Source organism: Nocardia sp. bgisy118, assembly GCF_057708605.1.
Genome location: NZ_JBYISM010000027.1, coordinates 114,677 through 131,859, shown reverse-complemented (window position 1 = coordinate 131,859; position 17,183 = coordinate 114,677). Strand labels below are relative to the sequence as shown.

Here is a 17,183-nt window from a genome sequence, read left to right as displayed (position 1 = left end):
CCCCCCTCCCCCCCCCTCCCCCCCCCCGCTGCGTTCACCCCGGAGTCGCGCGATCCGCCCACCGTCGTTGTCGCGGAAGCCGATTCGAGACGGCGCCGTGCCGCCGCGCACGACGACGCCCGTCGCTCCGACCCGAAGGCACCCAGAGGGCGCCTCCCGTGGACCACGATCGGATCAGTGATCGTCGACGCGAAGCCGGGGCCACCCAGCGGTTTTGCCGCCGCCCGCAGCACGCCGACCAGGGCGGCGTCCGAAATTCTCGCGCCCTCCGACCATCCGGCCGTAGCCGCACCCACGCCCCATGTGTGGCGCAAATCATAGGCGGCAGGGCCGGTCGGTATTGCCGGGACCACGCTCGAGCCATAGCTGACGTGTCGTATGGTGCTCAGCATCACATTGGATCGCGGTCGGTATCGATTCCGTCCGCAGAGCAGATCAGCGAGGCATCCACCTGTGAGTGCCGCACCGACCGCCACCCCCCAGCAAGGGACCGGCGTTTTCAGCAAGACCAGGGCCCGAATCTCCGAGCGCACGCTCCGCACCGACCGCTGGTGGGTGCCGCCGCTGTTCACCGTGCTCGGGCTGGCCGCTTTCGTCATCTACGCGACCGTCAGATCGTTTGTGCGAACGGCATATTGGGTGCCGGACTACCACTATCTGACGCCGTTCTACTCGCCGTGCCTGAGCGCGTCGTGCGTCCCGGGTTCCAGCCACTTCGGCGAGCCCTTCGGCGAACTGCCGATGTGGATTCCGCTCGGCTTCGTAGTGCTCCCGTTCCTACTCGGCTTCCGTTTGACCTGCTACTACTACCGCAAGGCCTACTACCGCGCGGTGTGGTTCTCCCCGCCGGCCTGCGCCGTGGCCGAACCGCACGGCAAGTACACCGGCGAGACCAGGCTGCCGCTGATCGTCCAGAACGTGCACCGCTACTTCTTCTATGTGGCCGTGGTGGTTTCGTTGATCAACAGCTACGACGCGATCATCGCCTTCCACGGCAAGGACGGCGGGTTCGGCTTCGGCCTCGGCAATATCGTCCTGCTCGGCAACGTGATCCTGCTGTGGGCCTACACGCTGTCGTGCCACTCCTGCAGGCACATCGCGGGCGGCAGGTTGAAGCACTTCTCGGCCCACCCGGTGCGGTACTGGTTCTGGACCCAGGTGTCCAAACTCAACACCCGTCACATGGGGCTGGCGTGGACCACGCTCGGCACCCTCGTGCTGACCGACTTCTACGTGATGTTGGTGGCCAGCAACACCATTTCGGACCTGCGGTTCATCAACTGACCGCTCGACTCAGGAGTACTCGCGGCAATGCCAGAAGTGGAACGGCACAAGTACGACGTCGTCGTTATCGGTGCCGGTGGCGCCGGACTGCGCGCGGTGATCGAGGCCCGCGAACACGGGCTCTCCGTCGCGGTGGTGTGCAAGTCTCTGTTCGGTAAGGCGCACACCGTGATGGCCGAGGGCGGCTGCGCCGCCTCGATGGGCAACGCCAACGAAAAGGACAGCTGGCAAACCCATTTCAGGGACACCATGCGCGGAGGCAAGTTCCTCAACAACTGGCGCATGGCCGAACTACACGCCCAGGAGGCCCCGGACCGGGTCTGGGAGCTGGAAACCTACGGGGCGCTGTTCGACCGGACCGCCGACGGCCGGATCAGTCAGCGCAACTTCGGCGGCCACACCTACCCGCGGCTCGCGCACGTCGGCGACCGCACCGGACTCGAGATCATCCGCACCATGCAGCAGAAGATCGTCTCGCTGCAACAGGAGGATCACGCGGAGACCGGCGACTACGAGTCGCGCATCAAGGTGTTCGCCGAGTGCACCATCACCGAGCTGCTCAAGGACGGCGAGCGGATCTCGGGCGCGTTCGGCTACTGGCGCGAATCGGGCAAGTTCGTCCTCTTCGAATCTCCAGCGGTGGTGCTCGCGACCGGCGGCATCGGCAAGTCGTACAAGGTGACCTCGAACTCGTGGGAGTACACCGGCGACGGGCACGCGCTGGCGCTACGGGCAGGCGCGACGCTGATCAACATGGAATTCCTGCAATTCCACCCGACCGGCATGGTCTGGCCGCCCAGCGTGAAGGGCATTCTGGTCACCGAGGGCGTGCGCGGCGACGGCGGCGTGCTGAAGAACACCGACGACAAGCGGTTCATGTTCGACTACATCCCTTCGGTGTTCAAGGGCCAGTACGCCGAGACCGAGGCCGAGGCCGATCAGTGGCTGAAGGACAACGACTCCGCTCGCCGCACCCCTGACCTGCTCCCCCGCGACGAGGTCGCGCGCGCCATCAACTCCGAGGTCAAGGCCGGGCGCGGCACCGAGCACGGCGGCGTCTACCTCGACATCGCCTCGCGACTGCCCGCCGAAGAGATCCGGCGCCGCCTGCCCTCGATGTACCACCAGTTCAAGGAGCTGGCCGACGTCGACATCACCAGGGAGCCGATGGAGGTCGGCCCGACCTGCCACTACGTGATGGGCGGCATCGAGGTCGACCCGGACACCGGCGCCGCGACGGTGCCGGGGCTGTTCGCGGCGGGCGAATGCTCCGGCGGCATGCACGGCTCGAACCGCCTCGGCGGCAACTCGCTGTCGGACCTACTGGTCTTCGGACGCCGCGCAGGACTGGGCGCCGCGACCTACGTGGAACTGCTGACCGAGCAGCCCGAGGTAGCCGATGCCGACATCGCGGCGGCGGCGAAAGCCGCTCTGGCACCGTTCGATCCGCCCGCCGAAGGCTCCGGCGAGAATCCCTACACGCTGCACACCGATCTGCAGCAGGCGATGAACGATCTGGTCGGCATCATCCGCAAAGAGCACGAGCTGGAGCAGGCCATCGAGCACCTGGACGGGCTGCGGGAACGCTTCGCGCAGGTCACCGTGGAGGGGCATCGGCAGTTCAATCCCGGCTGGCACCTCGCCATCGATCTGCGCAACATGCTGCTGGTGAGCGAGTGCGTGGCGCAGGCCGCGCTGCTGCGCACCGAGAGCCGCGGCGGGCACACCCGCGACGACTTCCCCACGATGGATCCGGTCTGGCGCAACAAGCTGCTGGTCTGCGCGATCGATCCGGCCGACGCGGCGGAGGACGTACCGCGGGTGCGGGTGACCCCGGAGGACCAGAAGCCGATGCGCGCCGACCTGCTGGCGCTGTTCGACCTCACCGAACTCGAAAAGTATTACAACTCCGCCGAGCTCGCCGGGCACCCGGCCAGTTCGGCCTCGGCCACAGAAGGTGAGGCGTAGCAATGGGTTACGACGCCAAATTCCGCGTGTGGCGCGGTGATCAGGATGGCGGCGCGCTGGAGGACTTCACCGTCGAGGTGAAAGAGGGCGAGGTGGTCCTCGACATCATCCACCGGCTACAGGCCACCCAGGCGCCCGACCTAGCGGTGCGGTGGAACTGCAAGGCGGGCAAGTGCGGTTCGTGCTCCGCGGAGGTCAACGGCCGTCCGCGTCTGCTGTGTATGACCCGCATGTCGACCTTCGAACCCGACGAGCTGATCACCGTGACGCCGATGCGCACCTTCCCGGTGATCCGCGACCTGGTGACGGATGTGTCGTTCAACTACGAGAAGGCGAGGGAGATCCCGTCGTTCACCCCGGCGCCGGATCTGAAGCCCGGTGATTACCGGATGAACCAGGTGGACGTGGAACGCTCGCAGGAGTTCCGCAAGTGCATCGAGTGCTTCCTGTGCCAGAACACCTGTCACGTGGTGCGCGACCACGAGGAGAACAAGCAGTCGTTCGCCGGACCGCGCTTCCTGATGCGGATCGCCGAGCTGGAGATGCATCCGCTGGACGTCGCCGATCGCCGCGAATTGGCCCAGCAGGACCAAGGTCTCGGCCTGTGCAACATCACCAAGTGCTGCACCGAGGTGTGCCCGGAGCACATCAAGATCACCGACAACGCGTTGATCCCGCTCAAGGAACGGGTGGTCGACCGTAAGTACGATCCGCTGGTCTGGTTGGGGAACAAGCTTTTTCGGCGCTGAATCGCGAGCCGAAGCGTTCTCGGAGGCGAAGCGCCGATGACAACCGGCCGGGTTCTTGGCCCGGCCGGTCGGCGCACCCGTTCACAGCATCGCGACGACACCTATGGCGACCAACCACACCAGCACACCGACGAACAGCGCCGACAGCAGTGAGCTGGTCAGTACGAATATGCCCACCGATGACACCGCGAAGAGCAGTCCGACGATCAGCCATTCCACCCAATCGCCCGGACGCAGCTTCTTGTACCGGGGTGGGGAGTTCTTCAACCCACGGTCCACAAGCTGTGGGCTACCCGCTCTCGGCCGAGGTAAACGTGTAACCGTTGTCGAATCTGCTTCGTATCGTGATCTTTTCGCCAAAGATGATCACGGATCCGGATACGCCACGACCCGGCCCGCGGGCTTTCGCACCGTCGGACCGGGCCGTCGAACGTCAAGGTAGATCGAACTCGCCGTCGTGTACCCCCGCGGTGAAGGCGGCCCATTCCCCCGGGGTGAACACCAGCACGTGACCGTTCGGGTCCTCGGCGCTGCGCAGGGCTACGTGGCCCGCCGCGAGCAGCGCCACTTCCACGCCCCCGGATCCCGCGCCACCCGCGCTGTGCCACTCGGCGCCGGTCGAATCCACTGTGGCGCCGAGCTTGCCGTGCACCGCGTCCTCGGACATGGTCACGGGCGGGCGAATTCGCCGTCGGCGACGCCCGCCGAGAAGGCGTCCCACTCGCTTGGCGTGAAGATCAAAGCCGGACCCTCGGGGTTCTTGCTGTCGCGGACGCCGACCTGCCCACCGGGCAGGAAGGCCACTTCCACGCAGTCCCTGCTGCCCGAACGGGTGCTCTTGATCCAGGTCGCGCCGACGAGTTCGGTGCTCATGCCGCACACTCCTTCGCTAACTGCCTAAGCAGATGTCTACTGGGTTGGATGTCCAGCGCAGAGCGCTGGAGGCACTCGTGTGCCAGGTGGTAACGCTGAACATCGGCCGGTCTTTCGAGGTAGAGGTCCCCGGTGAAGCCTTCTACGTACACCACCGGAGGCTCGACCTGATGTCCCTTGCTGTCGGTGCCGAACCCTAGAACGGTGAACGGACCCGTGGAATCGCCGAGCGGGACGCCGGCCGCGAACGGCAGGATACGCAGGGAGACATTGGGTCTGGTGCTGAAATCGGCAAGATGACGTAGCTGCGCCGCCATCACTTTGGCGCCACCCACCGCGCGGTGCAGCACCGACTCGTGCAACACCACCTCCACCGTAGCGGGCGAGGCCTTCCTCGTGACGAGAGCTTGGCGTTGTATGCGTAATTGCACGCGCCGCTCGATTTCGTCTTCGGTGTCTTCGGGATAGCAGAGCCGGTTCAGTGCCCGCGCGTAGTCGGGGATCTGCAACAGGCCGAGCACGAGCTCGGGTTGATAGGAGCGCAGCTCGCGCGCCGAAGCCTCCAAACCGACGTAGACGTCGAAGTTTTCGGGGATCAGATCGCCGAACGCGTGCCACCAGCTCTTCACCGCGGCCTGCTGCGCCAGGCCCTTGAGCCCGTCACAGAGCTCGTCGGGGATGCCGTAGATACGACATAGCTCCTGGATGTCGATGGTGCGGATGCGGTCGGCCTGGCCCTTTTCCAGCCGCTGCAAAGTGCTCGCGCCCCACTCCATCAGGCGGGCGGCCTCGGCGATGGTGAGCCCGGCCTGGCTACGCCAGTCCCTGAGGTATCTGCCCAATTGGCGGCGCGGTAGGGTAGACGAGCCGTTGTCGGAGGCCGCGGGAGTGCGGTGGGTCTCGGAGGTCGCGCTCTCCGAATTCGCTGCTGTTCTTGCCGAACTCGCTGACACAGTACGCTCCGCTCTGTGCTCGGACTCCTCACCCGAGGCGATCCGGGGCGCACCCACAAGCTCGGTTCCCCGTGACTTCGCTTGGGCAATAAGGGCAATGGGGCTTCGTGTGGCTCTGCTGTGGCGTTGTCCAACGTCGGTAGCGGACTTCCTCGTCCACTATGGAGAATCCTGCCCTCCCGGTTGGATTTCGTGCTGGGAATTCGCGCGAAATCTTTTGAGATCCCCGAACACTGCCGTGTCGCGGCGGCTCCGGTGGTGTGCTGGAAGTGTGCTCGGATCGAGCGCCGCACCGGGAAACGGACCGAGGAACGAGGAGTCATGGCCGTACACGTCATAGGGTCGTCGTTGATGACCAGCGATCTGACCCCACATCGAGCGCGCAGCGTAGGACAGGAGAGCTGGGTGGTCTCGTACCTGCCAGGGCGCACCCTCACCTGCGCGCAAGCTGTTGCGGCGCTGCGAGTTGCCGAAGTTGTGCCAACCCTGCTTGACACCGTCGGCGAGCTCGCCGACGAGGTGGGGCTCACCGCGCTCGAGGCGGTCGGCATGGCGGTGCACCAAGCGCCATGGGACGAACGGCCCGCGCCGCGGCGCACCCGACTATTCGGCGCGACCCGCGAGCGGGTGGGGGTCGCCTGATGCAATTGACGAATCTGAACATGCACGTCGCCGGACTGCTGGTCTGCGGACGCGACCCCGGCGTGATGACCGACGAACAGGCCCACGCGGCAATGCAATTACATATCGACTGCACGGTAGACAGCTGTCTGGTGCGCCGCCGGGCGCGGACCACGCTGGTCGAATCCGGCAAATGCGTCTTGGACGAGCGGGCGCTGCAACTCTGAGTCAGTGCCAGGTGTGATCGGTGAGCGGGGTGCGGGGGCCGAATTTCGGCTTGTACGCCAAGCCGCTGATCTCCAGCAGACGGACGGCCCGATAGCGATGCGGGCGAAGGGGTTCGAGGTACTCGACCATCGCCTCGTCGTCGATCGGGCGGCCGAGCAAGGTCCAGCCGACGACGGCGGCCAAGTGGTAGTCGCCGACCGAGAGGGCGTCGGCGTCGCCGTAGGCCCGCTGGGCGGTCTCGGCGGCCGTCCAGATACCGATGCCGGGCACCGAACACAGCCGGCGCGCTGCCTCGGCCGGATCCTGGTCGGTGGTGCGCTCCAGCGATTCCGCGAGCCGGGCCGCGCGCACGATGGTCTGCGCGCGCTGGGGTCCGACGTTCGCGCGATGGAAGGTCCAGGACGGGATGCGCCGCCAGGTTTCGGCGTCCGGTGGCAGGCGCAGTCCCTCCGGAGCGGGTCCCGGCGCGGGTTCGCCGAACTGACGCACCAGCTTTCGCCAGGAGGCGCGCGCCGAGATCGTGTGCACCTTCTGCTCGAGCACGGAGGGCACCAGTGATTCGAGAACCAAGCCGGTACGCAGCATGCGCAGACCGGGGAAGCGGCGGTGCGCCTCGACCACCTTGGGGTGTTCGGGCGCGAAATCGGACAGGTCCTCGTCGAGGCAGAGCATGTGCTCGAGCCGGTCGAGGAATTCGGCCGCGCCGGGCCCCCACGCCTGTCCGCGCACCGAACACCGGTCGTCCTGGACGAGCCGGTAGGTGACCGGGCCGCTCGGCATCCGCGAGGCGTGCCAGTGCGCGCCATCGGCGGTCACCTGATGACAGGGGTCGCCCACACCGCGGCGCAGCGGCGCGATGGTGTGCGCGAGATCGATCGGCCGGTCGGACCGCACCGTTCGAGCCAGGCCGGACCGCGCGGCCGTCGCCATCTGTTCGCGCACGGACCCATTGTCCGGGAGTCCCGTGCGGCGACCGCACCCGGCCGGTCGTTTTGCGGAGGGTTGGCTCGGGCGCGCGGATACGGCGCCCGTATTTCGTAACGTGATGAATTGACGTCGCGATATTCGTTCGATCGGCAAACAGCTGGCAGTCGACACAATGGAGGATTGAATGATCACCAACGCGCTCAACTGGCTGCTCAATGCGTGGGGCAGTGTCTTCGCGGGTAGCTCCGGTTACCAGATACCCCCTGGCATGCTGCCCTTCGGTAGCTGAGGCACGCTCGCGCACTCGCCGCGAACATTCTGCGGCGAGTGCGGAATCCTCACTCTCCCACGAGGAATTGCGCCAGATGTCGACCGGGTCGTCCGGCCAGCTGAGTGCTCTGGGTGCGGCAGGAGAATCCGTCGGCGACGAATATCGCGTCTTCGGCAGCGGCACGTAACGCGGGAAGCAATCCATTACCGGCCACCGCGACCGAAATGTCGTAATGGCCTTTCTGCATTCCGAAGTTTCCGGCCAGGCCGCAGCATCCGGCGACCTCCGTCACTTTCGCGCCGGTGCGGGTCAACACCCGGCGATCCGCGTCGAAACCGAGCACCGCATGCTGATGGCAGTGCGGCTGGACCACCACCTCGGCGTCGGGCCGCCGGGGTGGATGCCAGTCCGGGTGTCCGATCAGGAACTCGGCGAGCGTGCGGACCGCCGCGGCGGTGGGCGCCGCGCGGGGATCGTCGGCGAGCAGTTCGGGAAGGTCGGCGCGCAGGACCGCGGTGCACGAAGGCTCGAGACCGACGACGATGCCGCCCGCGCGGACGTGCTCGTCCAATTCGGCGAGGGTGGCGCGGAGTTTGGCGCGCGCACCGTCCAGTTGTCCGGTGCTGATCCAGGTCAGGCCGCAGCACAGCCGTCGCCGGGGGATGCGCACGCGATGACCGAGCGATTCGATCAGGGTGACGGCCGCCTCCGCGATCTCGGGATCGAAGGCGTCGGTGAAGGTGTCGAGCCAGAGCAGTACATCGGCGCGCTCATGAGACGGTGGTCCTGCGACCTGGGCTTCGCCCGGTGCGGCCGTTCGTAATTCGGAAGACGACGGAGCTCGCAGCGCCCGCGCCCTTTCGGTGCGGCGGAAGGGACGGTCGGCCAGCCGAGGTATGTCTCGGCGGGGGTCGATGCCCGCCGCGCGCAGGCCCGTCCGGCGCAACCAGCCGACACCGGCGATCGCGTTGGCGGCGCGGGGTATTCGGCTCGCGGGGCGGAGCCAGCGGGGCAACCAGCCGAGCGCGTAGTGGTCGCGCGGGCGCGGTCGGCGGCGATAGCGGCGGTACAGCGCCTCGGCCTTGTAGGTCGCCATGTCGACGCCCGCCGGGCAGTCGGAGCGGCAGGCCTTGCACGAGAGGCACAGGTCGAGCGACTCCGCGACGGCGGGCGCGGACCAGGGCAGCGCACCGCGCACCACTTCTTGCAGGACGCGGGCGCGACCGCGGGTGCTGTCCTTCTCGTCGGCGGTGGCCAGGTACGAGGGGCACATGAAGCCGCCCGCGGCGGAGCTGTCGGCGCGACACTTGCCGACGCCGACGCAGCGATGCACCGCGGTGCCGATGTCGCCGTCGTCCTGCGGGAAGGCGAAGCCGCCCGCGGCGGGAACCCGCGGCAGACCCGCGACGCGCAGGTCGGCGTCGACCGGGCGCGGCTCGACCAGCACGCCGGGATTGAGCACGGCATCGGGATCGAACAGCGCCTTGTATCCGCCGAACGCCGCGAGCGCTTCGGGGGAGTACATCACCGAGAGCAGTTCGGAGCGGGCCCGCCCGTCGCCGTGCTCGCCGGACAGCGAACCGCCGTAGCGCACCACGAGTTCGGCGGCGTCGAACAGGAACGCCCGGAACCGTTGCGGCGCTTCGGTGATCGGCAGGTCGAGGCGGACGTGGATGCAGCCGTCGCCGAGGTGGCCGTAGAGCAGGCCGTCCACACCGTGCTGCGCGGTGAGCTCGGCGAAATCGCGCAGGTAAGCGCCGAGGTGTTCGGGCGGGACGGCGGAGTCCTCCCAGCCGGGCCATGCCGGTCGGCCGTCGGCGGTGCGTCCGGCCAGACCGGCGCCGTCGGCGCGGATCCGCCAGAGCGCCGCGACCGCCGCGGCGTCGGTGACGATGCGGGTGTCCAGCGCGTGCGTCGTCCGGCACAGCCGCTCGGCCATCGCGAGCGCCTCCGCCGCGCTCGCGCCCGTGGTCTCCACGAACAGCCAGCCGCCGCCGCGCGGGAGTTCGGGCACGGCGCCGCGATGCGCCCGCACCACGTCGACGAGGCGGGAGTCGATGCCCTCGACCGCGATCGGCGCGCACGCCATGACCGCGGCGACGTCGTCCGCGGCCGTGGCGATGTCCGGGTAGCCGAGCACCGTGAGCACGGTGGCGTGCGGCAGTTCGACCAGCTGGACCTCCGCGTCCAACAGCAGCCCGCAGGTGCCCTCGCTGCCGACGAACGACTTGGCGACGGCCGAACCGCGTTCCGGCAGCAGATGTTCCAGGCCGAAGCCGGAGGCTTGCCGGTCGAAACGACCCAGATCGGTGCGCAATACCGCGAGGTTGGACCTGGTGAATTCGGCCAGCCCCGGCACCGCGGCCGGGTCGTTCGCGAGGACGCGCTCGGTTCCGGTTCCGTCCAGGATGCGCAGCTCGCGCACGGTGTCGGAGGTGCGGCCCCACGCGACGGCGCGCGGCCCGCAGGCGTTGTTGCCGATCATGCCGCCGAGGGTGCAGCGGTTCTGCGTCGAGGGATCGGGGCCGAGCCGCAGCCCGTGCGGGCGGGCCGCGCTCTGCAATGCGGACAGCACGACGCCCGGCTGCACCCTGGCGGTTCGCCGGTCCGGGTCGATGCGCACGATCCGATTCAGATGCCTGCTGAAGTCGAGCACGAGGCCGGGTCCGATCGCGTTGCCCGCCACCGACGTTCCCGCGCCGCGCGCGGTGACCGGCAGGCCGTGTTCGCGAGCGAAGCCGAGGGTTTCCGCGACATCGGAGTCCGATCGGGGGAACACCACCGCGGTGGGCAGCACGCGATAGTTCGACGCGTCGGTGGCGTATTCCGCGCGCCGCCGCGGGGACGCGTCCACCTCGCCGTCGATTCGCCCGCGCAGCGTTGTCGCCATCCGCTCCTCGGTCACCATGTCAGCCTAGGCGTACCTGCGCCTTCGCTCCGGCCACGCGCAGGCCAGGGGCAGGACTTCGCCCGGCAGCGCCTCCTGTGCGGACCTCCCGCCCTCGCTCCGGCCGTTCGCGGGTCGAAACGGACTCGCCCGACAACTCCCGCTGTGGTGCGGGGCGAGCTCGGCCGACCGCGCGCGCCTCGGGAAGCCGCCCGGCCGGTGGCGGTTCGTTCGCCGAACGGGGAATTCGCGGCGGCGCGGGAATCGACTTGCCCTCAACCTTTGTTGAGGTCCTAATGTCGGTGGCCAGCAGTTGGATGGCGGGGGTCGAGAGGGAGCGATCGTGAGTATCGAATCGGTGGCGTGGAGCCAGATGTATCGGCGGATGAACGCGCCCGACGAGCAGCGTCCGTTCAGTCTCGCCACCGCGAAGCGGATTCTCCGATTCGCCGCGCCACATCGGCGGCGGATCGGGGTGTTCCTGGCGTTCAGCGTGATCTCCGCGCTGCTCGCGGTGGCGACGCCGGTGCTGGCGGGTCGTGTGGTGAACGACATCGTCGGCGGAGCCGCGCCACGCGTGGTGGCGACGGTCGCGGCAGTTATCGGCGTGCTCGCGGTGCTCGACTCTGCGCTCGGGCTCGGCATCCGCTGGCTGTCGTCGCGGATCGGTGAGGGCCTGATCCTCGATCTGCGCAGCGCGGTGTTCGACCACGTGCAGCGGATGCCGATCGCGTTCTTCACGAGGACCAGGACCGGCGCACTGGTGAGCCGGCTGAACAACGACGTGATCGGCGCGCAGCGCGCGTTCAGCGACACGCTGTCCGGCGTCGTCGCGAACCTGGTCACGCTGGCCCTCACGCTGGGCGTGATGCTCGGCATCTCGTGGCGGATCACGCTGCTGGCGCTGGTGCTGCTTCCGGTGTTCGTGATCCCGGCGCGGCGGATGGGCAACCGGCTCGCCGGACTCCAGCGGGAGGCGGCGCGGCTGAACGCGGCCATGAGCACGCAGATGACCGAGCGGTTCTCCGCGCCGGGCGCCACCCTGGTGAAGCTGTTCGGCCGTCCCGAACAGGAATCCGACGAGTTCGCGCTGCGGGCCCGGCGGGTGCGCGACATCGGTGTGCGCACCGCGATGCTGCAAACGGTGTTCGTCACCTCGCTGACGCTGGTCTCGGCCCTCGCGGTCGCGCTGGTCTACGGACTCGGCGGCTGGTACGCGCTGCGCGGGCAGCTGGACGCGGGCGCGGTCGTCGCGCTCTCGCTGCTGCTGACCAGGCTGTACACGCCGCTGACGGCGCTGGCCAGCGCCCGGATGGAGATCATGTCCGCGCTGGTGAGCTTCGAGCGCGTCTTCGAGGTGCTGGATCTGCGCCCGCTGATCGAGGACGCGCCCGATGCGATCGCGGTCCCGGACGGCCCGGTCGCGGTGGAACTGGACGATGTGACCTTCGCGTACCCGTCGGCGGACAAGGTGTCGCTGGCGTCGCTGGAAGAGGTCGCGACGCTGGACACCAGGGGCGGGGTGGACGTGCTGCACAATGTGTCGCTGCGCGCCGAACCCGGGCAGCTGGTCGCGTTGGTCGGCTCCTCGGGAGCAGGCAAATCGACCATCGCCCAGCTGGTTTCGCGCCTGTACGACGTGGACGGCGGGGCGGTGCGACTGAACGGCGCCGACGTGCGGCAGATCGGCGCGCGCTCGCTGCACGAGACGGTCGGCCTGGTCACCCAGGACGGGCACCTGTTCCACGACACGATCCGGGCGAACCTGCTGCTGGCCCGCCCGGAGGCGACCGAGGCCGAGCTGTGGGACGCGCTGCGGCGGGCCCGCCTGCACGATCTGATCGCCGGGCTGCCGGACGGCCTGGACACCGTGGTCGGCGAGCGCGGTTACCGCCTCTCCGGCGGGGAACGCCAGCGGCTCACCATCGCCAGGCTGCTGCTCAAGCAGCCGCGCGTGGTGATCCTGGACGAGGCGACCGCGTCGCTGGACTCGACCTCGGAAGCCGCCGTGCAGGAAGCGCTTTCGGAAGCGCTGGAGGGCCGCACCGCACTGGTCATCGCGCACCGCCTGTCCACGATCCGCGCCGCCGACCAGATCCTGGTGCTGGAGGACGGCCGCGTCGTGGAACGCGGCACCCACACCCAGCTCCTGGCCGCCGAAGGGCGCTACGCCGAGTTGTACCGCACCCAGTTCGCGGACGAGCCGGTCACCATCGCGGCGTGAGCGAATTGCGCGAAAGGCCGCGTCGCGCAACGTCGACGCGGCCTTGTCCCGATGCACCTCGCACCGAAACGCCAACCAAATGCAGTGCGCGTGAGACCTGCATGAGCAATCATTGACCTGATCGAATCGTCGGAGCGCGGAAGGGACAGTGACGTGGAGCAAGCCACGGTGTATCGCTGGAACATCCGCAACGGCACCGGCGTGTTGGTTCGACCGGACGGTCCGCCCGCGTGGTTTCACTTGTCCAGTGTCGTGGAGGGGGACATACACGCCCTGCGAGAGGGTGACCGGGTCGACGTCGAAATCGAAGACGTTCCGCAGGGGGAATACGAATGCAGGGCGGTATCCGTGCGCAGGCACGCCTCGTAGTCACTGTCACTGCCGCGCTCGCGGCGATCCTCACGGTTCTGCTCGCCTTGGCACCCAAGGCAACCGGGCAACCTGCCGGTGAGTACCACTATCACCCGCATGACACTCGCTACCGCTACGACGGAGAGCACGGCAGTTTCACCGGCGACGTGATCTACGCCAGCCAAAACGCCGACGGCGGAAACAGGCTGATCTGGTCGCTGCGGCTCTCACCCTCGGTGCAGGCGATCGTGCAAAGACCGATGACATGCGGAGCCATCGTCGAAGGCAAACGCGGGTACAGCGACTCGCACGCCGGCATTCCCGCCGACTACTGGTGGCATTCGGTCGTCACCGACCTTCGACTCGACACGACATATCGCCTGGTCGCGAACTGCAACTTCACCGCAGCGAACGGACACACGACCGCGCCCGGAAACGTCCGGTACACCGTCGAATTCACGCTGCACTCGACATAGCGCGGTGCTGGGCCGCGTCGAGGTGTCCTCGACGCGGCCTTTCGGCTGTTCAGCTCAGAATTCGCCCGCGACGCCCAGGACCGTACGGCCGGAGTGCTTTCCGCTCTTGATGTCGGCGAGCACGGCCGCCGCCTCGGTGATCGGGGCGTAGCTTTCCAGGGTCGAAAGATGCTGGGGGCGAAGCTCGTTGCCCAGACGCGACCAGAGTTCGCGGCGCTTCTCGATCGGCATGTTGACCGAGTCGACGCCGAGCAGCGCGACGCCGCGCAGGATGAACGGCATGACCGTGGTGGGCAGGTCGTGGCCGCCGGTGAGGCCGCTCGCCGCGACCGCGCCGCCGTAGCCGATGCAGCTGAGCACGTAGGCCAGCGATTTGCCGCCGACGCTGTCGACCGCGCCCGCCCATTGCGCCTTGGCCAGCGGGCGCAGCTTCGCCTCGGGATCCTCCGGCAGGCGGCCGATCACCTCGTTGGCCCCGAGTTCGGAGAGCAGATCGCCCGCGTCTTTCTTGCCCGTGGACGCGATGACCTCGAAGCCGAGGCCGGACAGGATGTCCACGGCCACGGTGCCGACACCGCCGGTCGCACCGGTCACCAGGATCGCGCCGTCGTCGGGGGTGAGACCACGGTCGAGCAGGGCCTGCACGCTCATCGCCGCGGTGAAACCGGCGGTGCCCAGGGCCGCGGCGTCGCGGGTGTTCAGCTCGTCCAGCTTCACCACCCACTCGTCCGGCACCTTGGCGTATTCGGCGAAGCCGCCGTGGTGTGAGACGCCGATCCCGTAGCCGTGCGCGACGACCTGATCACCCGGCGCGAAATCGTCGGACTCGGAGGCGACGACCTCGCCGGTGATATCGATGCCGGGCACGATCGGATAGTTGCGGACCACACCGCCGCCCGGCGTGATGGCGAGTCCGTCCTTGAAGTTGGCGCTCGAGTAATGCACCTTGATCGTGACGGTGCCCTGGCCGAGGAATTCCTCGTCGACCTGCTGCCGCGTCAACACGATCCCGCTGTCCGATTCGTGTGCCACCATCGCCCAGAACTCCATGCGGTCGAGCATACGAGGATCGGTGCCCGCTCGCGGCGCTCCGGCACTGCGCCGCACGTCGACCCGCGTGCGCTCGGTGTGAGAAAGAGTTGCTTCAGACGGCTGCGACTACTCCTCCGGCACGAACTCCAACCGCACGCCGAGCAGGCGCACCGGACGGTCGAGATCGAAGCGGTCGATGATGCGGAGGGCCGTCTCGGTGAGGGTGGCGACGTCGGCGGTCGGCTCCGGGAGTTTGGCCTGTTTGCTGCGCGTGTAGAAGGTCTTGGTCCGCACGGTGACGGAGACGCGGATGCTGATCCGGCCTGCCTCGGCCATTTCCTCGGCGACCTCGGTGGCGATCCGCGCCACCTGCGCGCGGATCTCGGCGGGGTCGGTGAGATCGTGTGGGAAAGTCTCGGATTTGCTGCGGCCCACCGGGATTCGCGGTTCGGTTGTCACTTCGGTGTCGCCCTTGCCGTGGCCGAGCACCCAGAGGTAGGGGCCCGTCGTGGGGCCGAACGCGTCGGCGAGCCGGTGCCGGTCGGCTGCCATCAGGTCGGCGACGGTGTGGATGTCGAGTTCGGCGAGGCGAGCGGCGATGCGGCTGCCGATGCCCCACAGCGCGTCGGTGGGGCGGTGCGCCATCACCTCGGTCCAGTTGGCGGCCGTCAGCCGGAACATGCCCGCCGCCGCGCCTGCGCCGGGCGCATCGGAGGATTTGCCCGCCGACTTGGCGAAACCGGTCGCGAGCTTGGCGGTGAGCTTGTTGTCGCCGATGCCGATCGAGCAGCTCAGGTCCAATTCCGCGATGGCGCCCCGGATTTCGCGGGCGAGCAGTTCGGGATCGTCGGTGTCGGCGGCCAGGAACGCCTCGTCCCAGCCCCACACCTCGATCCGGCCGGGGAAGGTGCGCAGCAGCGCCATGACCTCCTCGGAGGCTTCTTCGTAGGCGGCCATGTCGAGCGGCAGGAAGACGCCCTCCGGGCATTTCCGCAGTGCGCTGCGCAGCGCCATGCCCGCGCGGACGCCGTAGGCGCGGGCGGGGTACGACGCGCAGGTCACCACCTTGCGCGGTTCGTTCGGGTCGCCGTGGCCGCCGACGATGACCGGCTTGCCGCGCAGTTCCGGGTGGCGACGGAACTCCACCGCCGCCTGGAACTGGTCGAGATCGACGTGCAACAGCCACCTGGCCACCTCTCCGTCATACCGCACGGGTATGACAACCAGGCGCGATCAGGTGAACCTGCTCATCGTTGCGCCGTCGGAAAAACAGAACTAAATTCTGGATATGAAGATCCGAGATCGGTTGCTGCTGGCGGCCGAGCGCCAGTTCGCCGACCACGGGGTGCTGGACGCGACGCTCGCGCAGATCCGCGAGGCGGCGGGCGCGAGCGTCGGCGCGCTCTACCACCACTTTCCGGACAAGGCGGATCTGTACCGGCAGGTGTGGGCGCACGCGCTGACCGACTACCAACAGCACTTCTGGGTGGTGGTCGGTCAGAGCACCGACGCGCGCGAGGGCATTACCGGGGGAGTGCGGGAACACCTGCGCTGGGTGACCGAAAACCAGCACCGGGCAAAGGTTCTCACCTCGGCCCGGCCGCCCGGCGTCCGCGAGAGCGAAAGCAACCGCACCTTCATGATCGACATCGCCCGCTGGTACCGCACCCACGCGGCGTACGGCGCGGTGCGTTCGCTGGATCTGGATCTCGTCTACGCACTGTGGCTCGGCCCCGCGCAGGAGTATTCGCGGCAGTGGCTGGGCGGTGACATCCGCACCGCGCCGACGGAGGTCGGCGCGGAACTGGCCGAGGCGGCCTGGCTGGCCCTCGACGCCGGATCGATACCGAAAAGAATGGAGCGGCAATGACCGTCGGCACATCGGCACTCGATTTCCACCAGGCCCAACAGGTACTGGCCGCGCAACCTTTCGCGGTGCTGGTCGGCACCGAGCTCACCCGATTCGGCGACGGCGCGGCCACTCTCGTCATCCCGATCCGACCGGAGCTGGGCCAGCAGTTCGGCTTCGTGCACGGTGGGGTGCTCGCCTACGCCGCCGACAACGCCCTCACCTTCGCGGCCGGCACGGTGCTCGGCGCGAACGTGCTGACCGGCGGGTTCACCATCACCTATCTGCGCCCGGCCGCCGGAGTTCGGTTGCGCGCGGAGGCGGCGGTGACGGGGTCCACGCGGCGGCAGGCGGTGGTGCGGTGCGAGATCTACGCGGAGTCGGAGACGGGGGAGTCGGTGCTGTGCGCGGTGGCGCAGGGGACAACGCGCAGTGTCGAGCGTGAGCTCGGGGGCTCATGATCGGCGATCACCACCGAAAACGAAGGGGC

17 protein-coding genes are annotated in these 17,183 nt (G+C 68.3%); 9 read left to right on the top strand and 8 right to left on the bottom strand.

Features of this window, described 5'->3' with window-relative positions; all coding sequences use genetic code 11:
* Positions 1-453: 453 nt before the first annotated feature.
* From AC3EO7_RS28545 to AC3EO7_RS28535, 3 genes are read left to right on the top strand one after another with little or no spacing between them, the layout of a single operon-like run.
* Complete coding sequence (locus AC3EO7_RS28545; protein WP_431971388.1) at positions 454-1,284, top strand: hypothetical protein; 831 nt, start codon at positions 454-456, stop codon at positions 1,282-1,284.
* Between the two features lie 27 nt (positions 1,285-1,311).
* On the top strand, positions 1,312-3,252 hold the full coding sequence (locus AC3EO7_RS28540) for a fumarate reductase/succinate dehydrogenase flavoprotein subunit (protein ID WP_431971389.1): 1,941 nt from the start codon (positions 1,312-1,314) through the stop codon (positions 3,250-3,252).
* Between the two features lie 2 nt (positions 3,253-3,254).
* Positions 3,255-4,001, top strand: a complete 747-nt coding sequence (locus tag AC3EO7_RS28535) for a succinate dehydrogenase/fumarate reductase iron-sulfur subunit (protein ID WP_431971390.1) — start codon at positions 3,255-3,257, stop codon at positions 3,999-4,001.
* 81 nt (positions 4,002-4,082) lie between these two features.
* Here the strand turns inward: AC3EO7_RS28535 and AC3EO7_RS28530 are convergent, their stop codons facing one another.
* The 4 genes from AC3EO7_RS28530 to AC3EO7_RS28515 all read right to left on the bottom strand — a co-directional run bounded on the left by AC3EO7_RS28530 (position 4,083) and on the right by AC3EO7_RS28515 (position 5,716).
* Positions 4,083-4,280 carry a hypothetical protein gene (locus AC3EO7_RS28530; protein WP_431971391.1) on the bottom strand — a complete coding sequence of 66 codons (198 nt, stop codon included), beginning with the start codon at positions 4,278-4,280 and terminating at the stop codon, positions 4,083-4,085.
* A 154-nt stretch (positions 4,281-4,434) separates the two neighbouring features.
* Positions 4,435-4,668 (bottom strand): DUF397 domain-containing protein, encoded by a 234-nt coding sequence (locus AC3EO7_RS28525; protein ID WP_435592907.1) that lies wholly within the window; start codon positions 4,666-4,668, stop codon positions 4,435-4,437.
* Positions 4,669-4,670: 2 nt separating this feature from the next.
* Positions 4,671-4,874 (bottom strand): DUF397 domain-containing protein, encoded by a 204-nt coding sequence (locus AC3EO7_RS28520; protein ID WP_431971392.1) that lies wholly within the window; start codon positions 4,872-4,874, stop codon positions 4,671-4,673.
* On the bottom strand, positions 4,871-5,716 hold the full coding sequence (locus tag AC3EO7_RS28515) for a helix-turn-helix domain-containing protein (RefSeq protein ID WP_431971393.1): 846 nt from the start codon (positions 5,714-5,716) through the stop codon (positions 4,871-4,873). Before AC3EO7_RS28515 ends, AC3EO7_RS28520 begins: the two co-directional genes overlap by 4 nt.
* 462 nt (positions 5,717-6,178) lie before the next feature.
* Between AC3EO7_RS28515 and AC3EO7_RS28510 the strand changes: the two genes are divergently transcribed.
* The gene (locus tag AC3EO7_RS28510; RefSeq protein WP_431971394.1) at positions 6,179-6,469 is read left to right on the top strand and encodes a hypothetical protein; all 291 of its coding nucleotides are present in this window, start codon (positions 6,179-6,181) and stop codon (positions 6,467-6,469) included.
* On the top strand, positions 6,469-6,675 hold the full coding sequence (locus AC3EO7_RS28505; RefSeq protein ID WP_431971395.1) for a hypothetical protein: 207 nt from the start codon (positions 6,469-6,471) through the stop codon (positions 6,673-6,675). The genes AC3EO7_RS28510 and AC3EO7_RS28505 overlap by 1 nt, the downstream gene beginning before the upstream one ends.
* Before the next feature lies 1 nt (position 6,676).
* Here AC3EO7_RS28505 and AC3EO7_RS28500 read toward each other — a convergent pair whose 3' ends face one another.
* Positions 6,677-7,606, bottom strand: coding sequence for a DNA-3-methyladenine glycosylase family protein (locus AC3EO7_RS28500; protein ID WP_435592906.1), 930 nt, complete (start codon positions 7,604-7,606; stop codon positions 6,677-6,679).
* A 335-nt stretch (positions 7,607-7,941) separates the two neighbouring features.
* A complete protein-coding gene (locus AC3EO7_RS28495; RefSeq protein ID WP_435592903.1) occupies positions 7,942-10,782 on the bottom strand; it encodes an FAD-binding and (Fe-S)-binding domain-containing protein in 2,841 nt (946 codons plus the stop codon).
* Between the two features lie 322 nt (positions 10,783-11,104).
* On the opposite strand from AC3EO7_RS28495, the gene AC3EO7_RS28490 reads away from it, so the two are divergent.
* Together AC3EO7_RS28490 and AC3EO7_RS28485 are read left to right on the top strand one after the other, a co-directional pair.
* Complete coding sequence (locus AC3EO7_RS28490) at positions 11,105-12,985, top strand: ABC transporter ATP-binding protein (RefSeq protein WP_431971397.1); 1,881 nt, start codon at positions 11,105-11,107, stop codon at positions 12,983-12,985.
* Between the two features lie 332 nt (positions 12,986-13,317).
* Positions 13,318-13,812, top strand: a complete 495-nt coding sequence (locus AC3EO7_RS28485; RefSeq protein ID WP_435592902.1) for a hypothetical protein — start codon at positions 13,318-13,320, stop codon at positions 13,810-13,812.
* A gap of 54 nt (positions 13,813-13,866) precedes the next feature.
* Here the strand turns inward: AC3EO7_RS28485 and AC3EO7_RS28480 are convergent, their stop codons facing one another.
* Together AC3EO7_RS28480 and AC3EO7_RS28475 are read right to left on the bottom strand one after the other, a co-directional pair.
* Positions 13,867-14,862 carry an oxidoreductase gene (locus AC3EO7_RS28480; protein ID WP_435592901.1) on the bottom strand — a complete coding sequence of 332 codons (996 nt, stop codon included), beginning with the start codon at positions 14,860-14,862 and terminating at the stop codon, positions 13,867-13,869.
* 108 nt (positions 14,863-14,970) lie between these two features.
* Positions 14,971-16,038 carry a DNA polymerase IV gene (locus AC3EO7_RS28475; protein WP_431971402.1) on the bottom strand — a complete coding sequence of 356 codons (1,068 nt, stop codon included), beginning with the start codon at positions 16,036-16,038 and terminating at the stop codon, positions 14,971-14,973.
* Between the two features lie 94 nt (positions 16,039-16,132).
* On the opposite strand from AC3EO7_RS28475, the gene AC3EO7_RS28470 reads away from it, so the two are divergent.
* Together AC3EO7_RS28470 and AC3EO7_RS28465 are read left to right on the top strand one after the other, a co-directional pair.
* Positions 16,133-16,714 carry a TetR/AcrR family transcriptional regulator gene (locus AC3EO7_RS28470; protein WP_435592900.1) on the top strand — a complete coding sequence of 194 codons (582 nt, stop codon included), beginning with the start codon at positions 16,133-16,135 and terminating at the stop codon, positions 16,712-16,714.
* On the top strand, positions 16,711-17,154 hold the full coding sequence (locus tag AC3EO7_RS28465) for a PaaI family thioesterase (RefSeq protein ID WP_431971404.1): 444 nt from the start codon (positions 16,711-16,713) through the stop codon (positions 17,152-17,154). Before AC3EO7_RS28470 ends, AC3EO7_RS28465 begins: the two co-directional genes overlap by 4 nt.
* Positions 17,155-17,183: the final 29 nt, after the last annotated feature.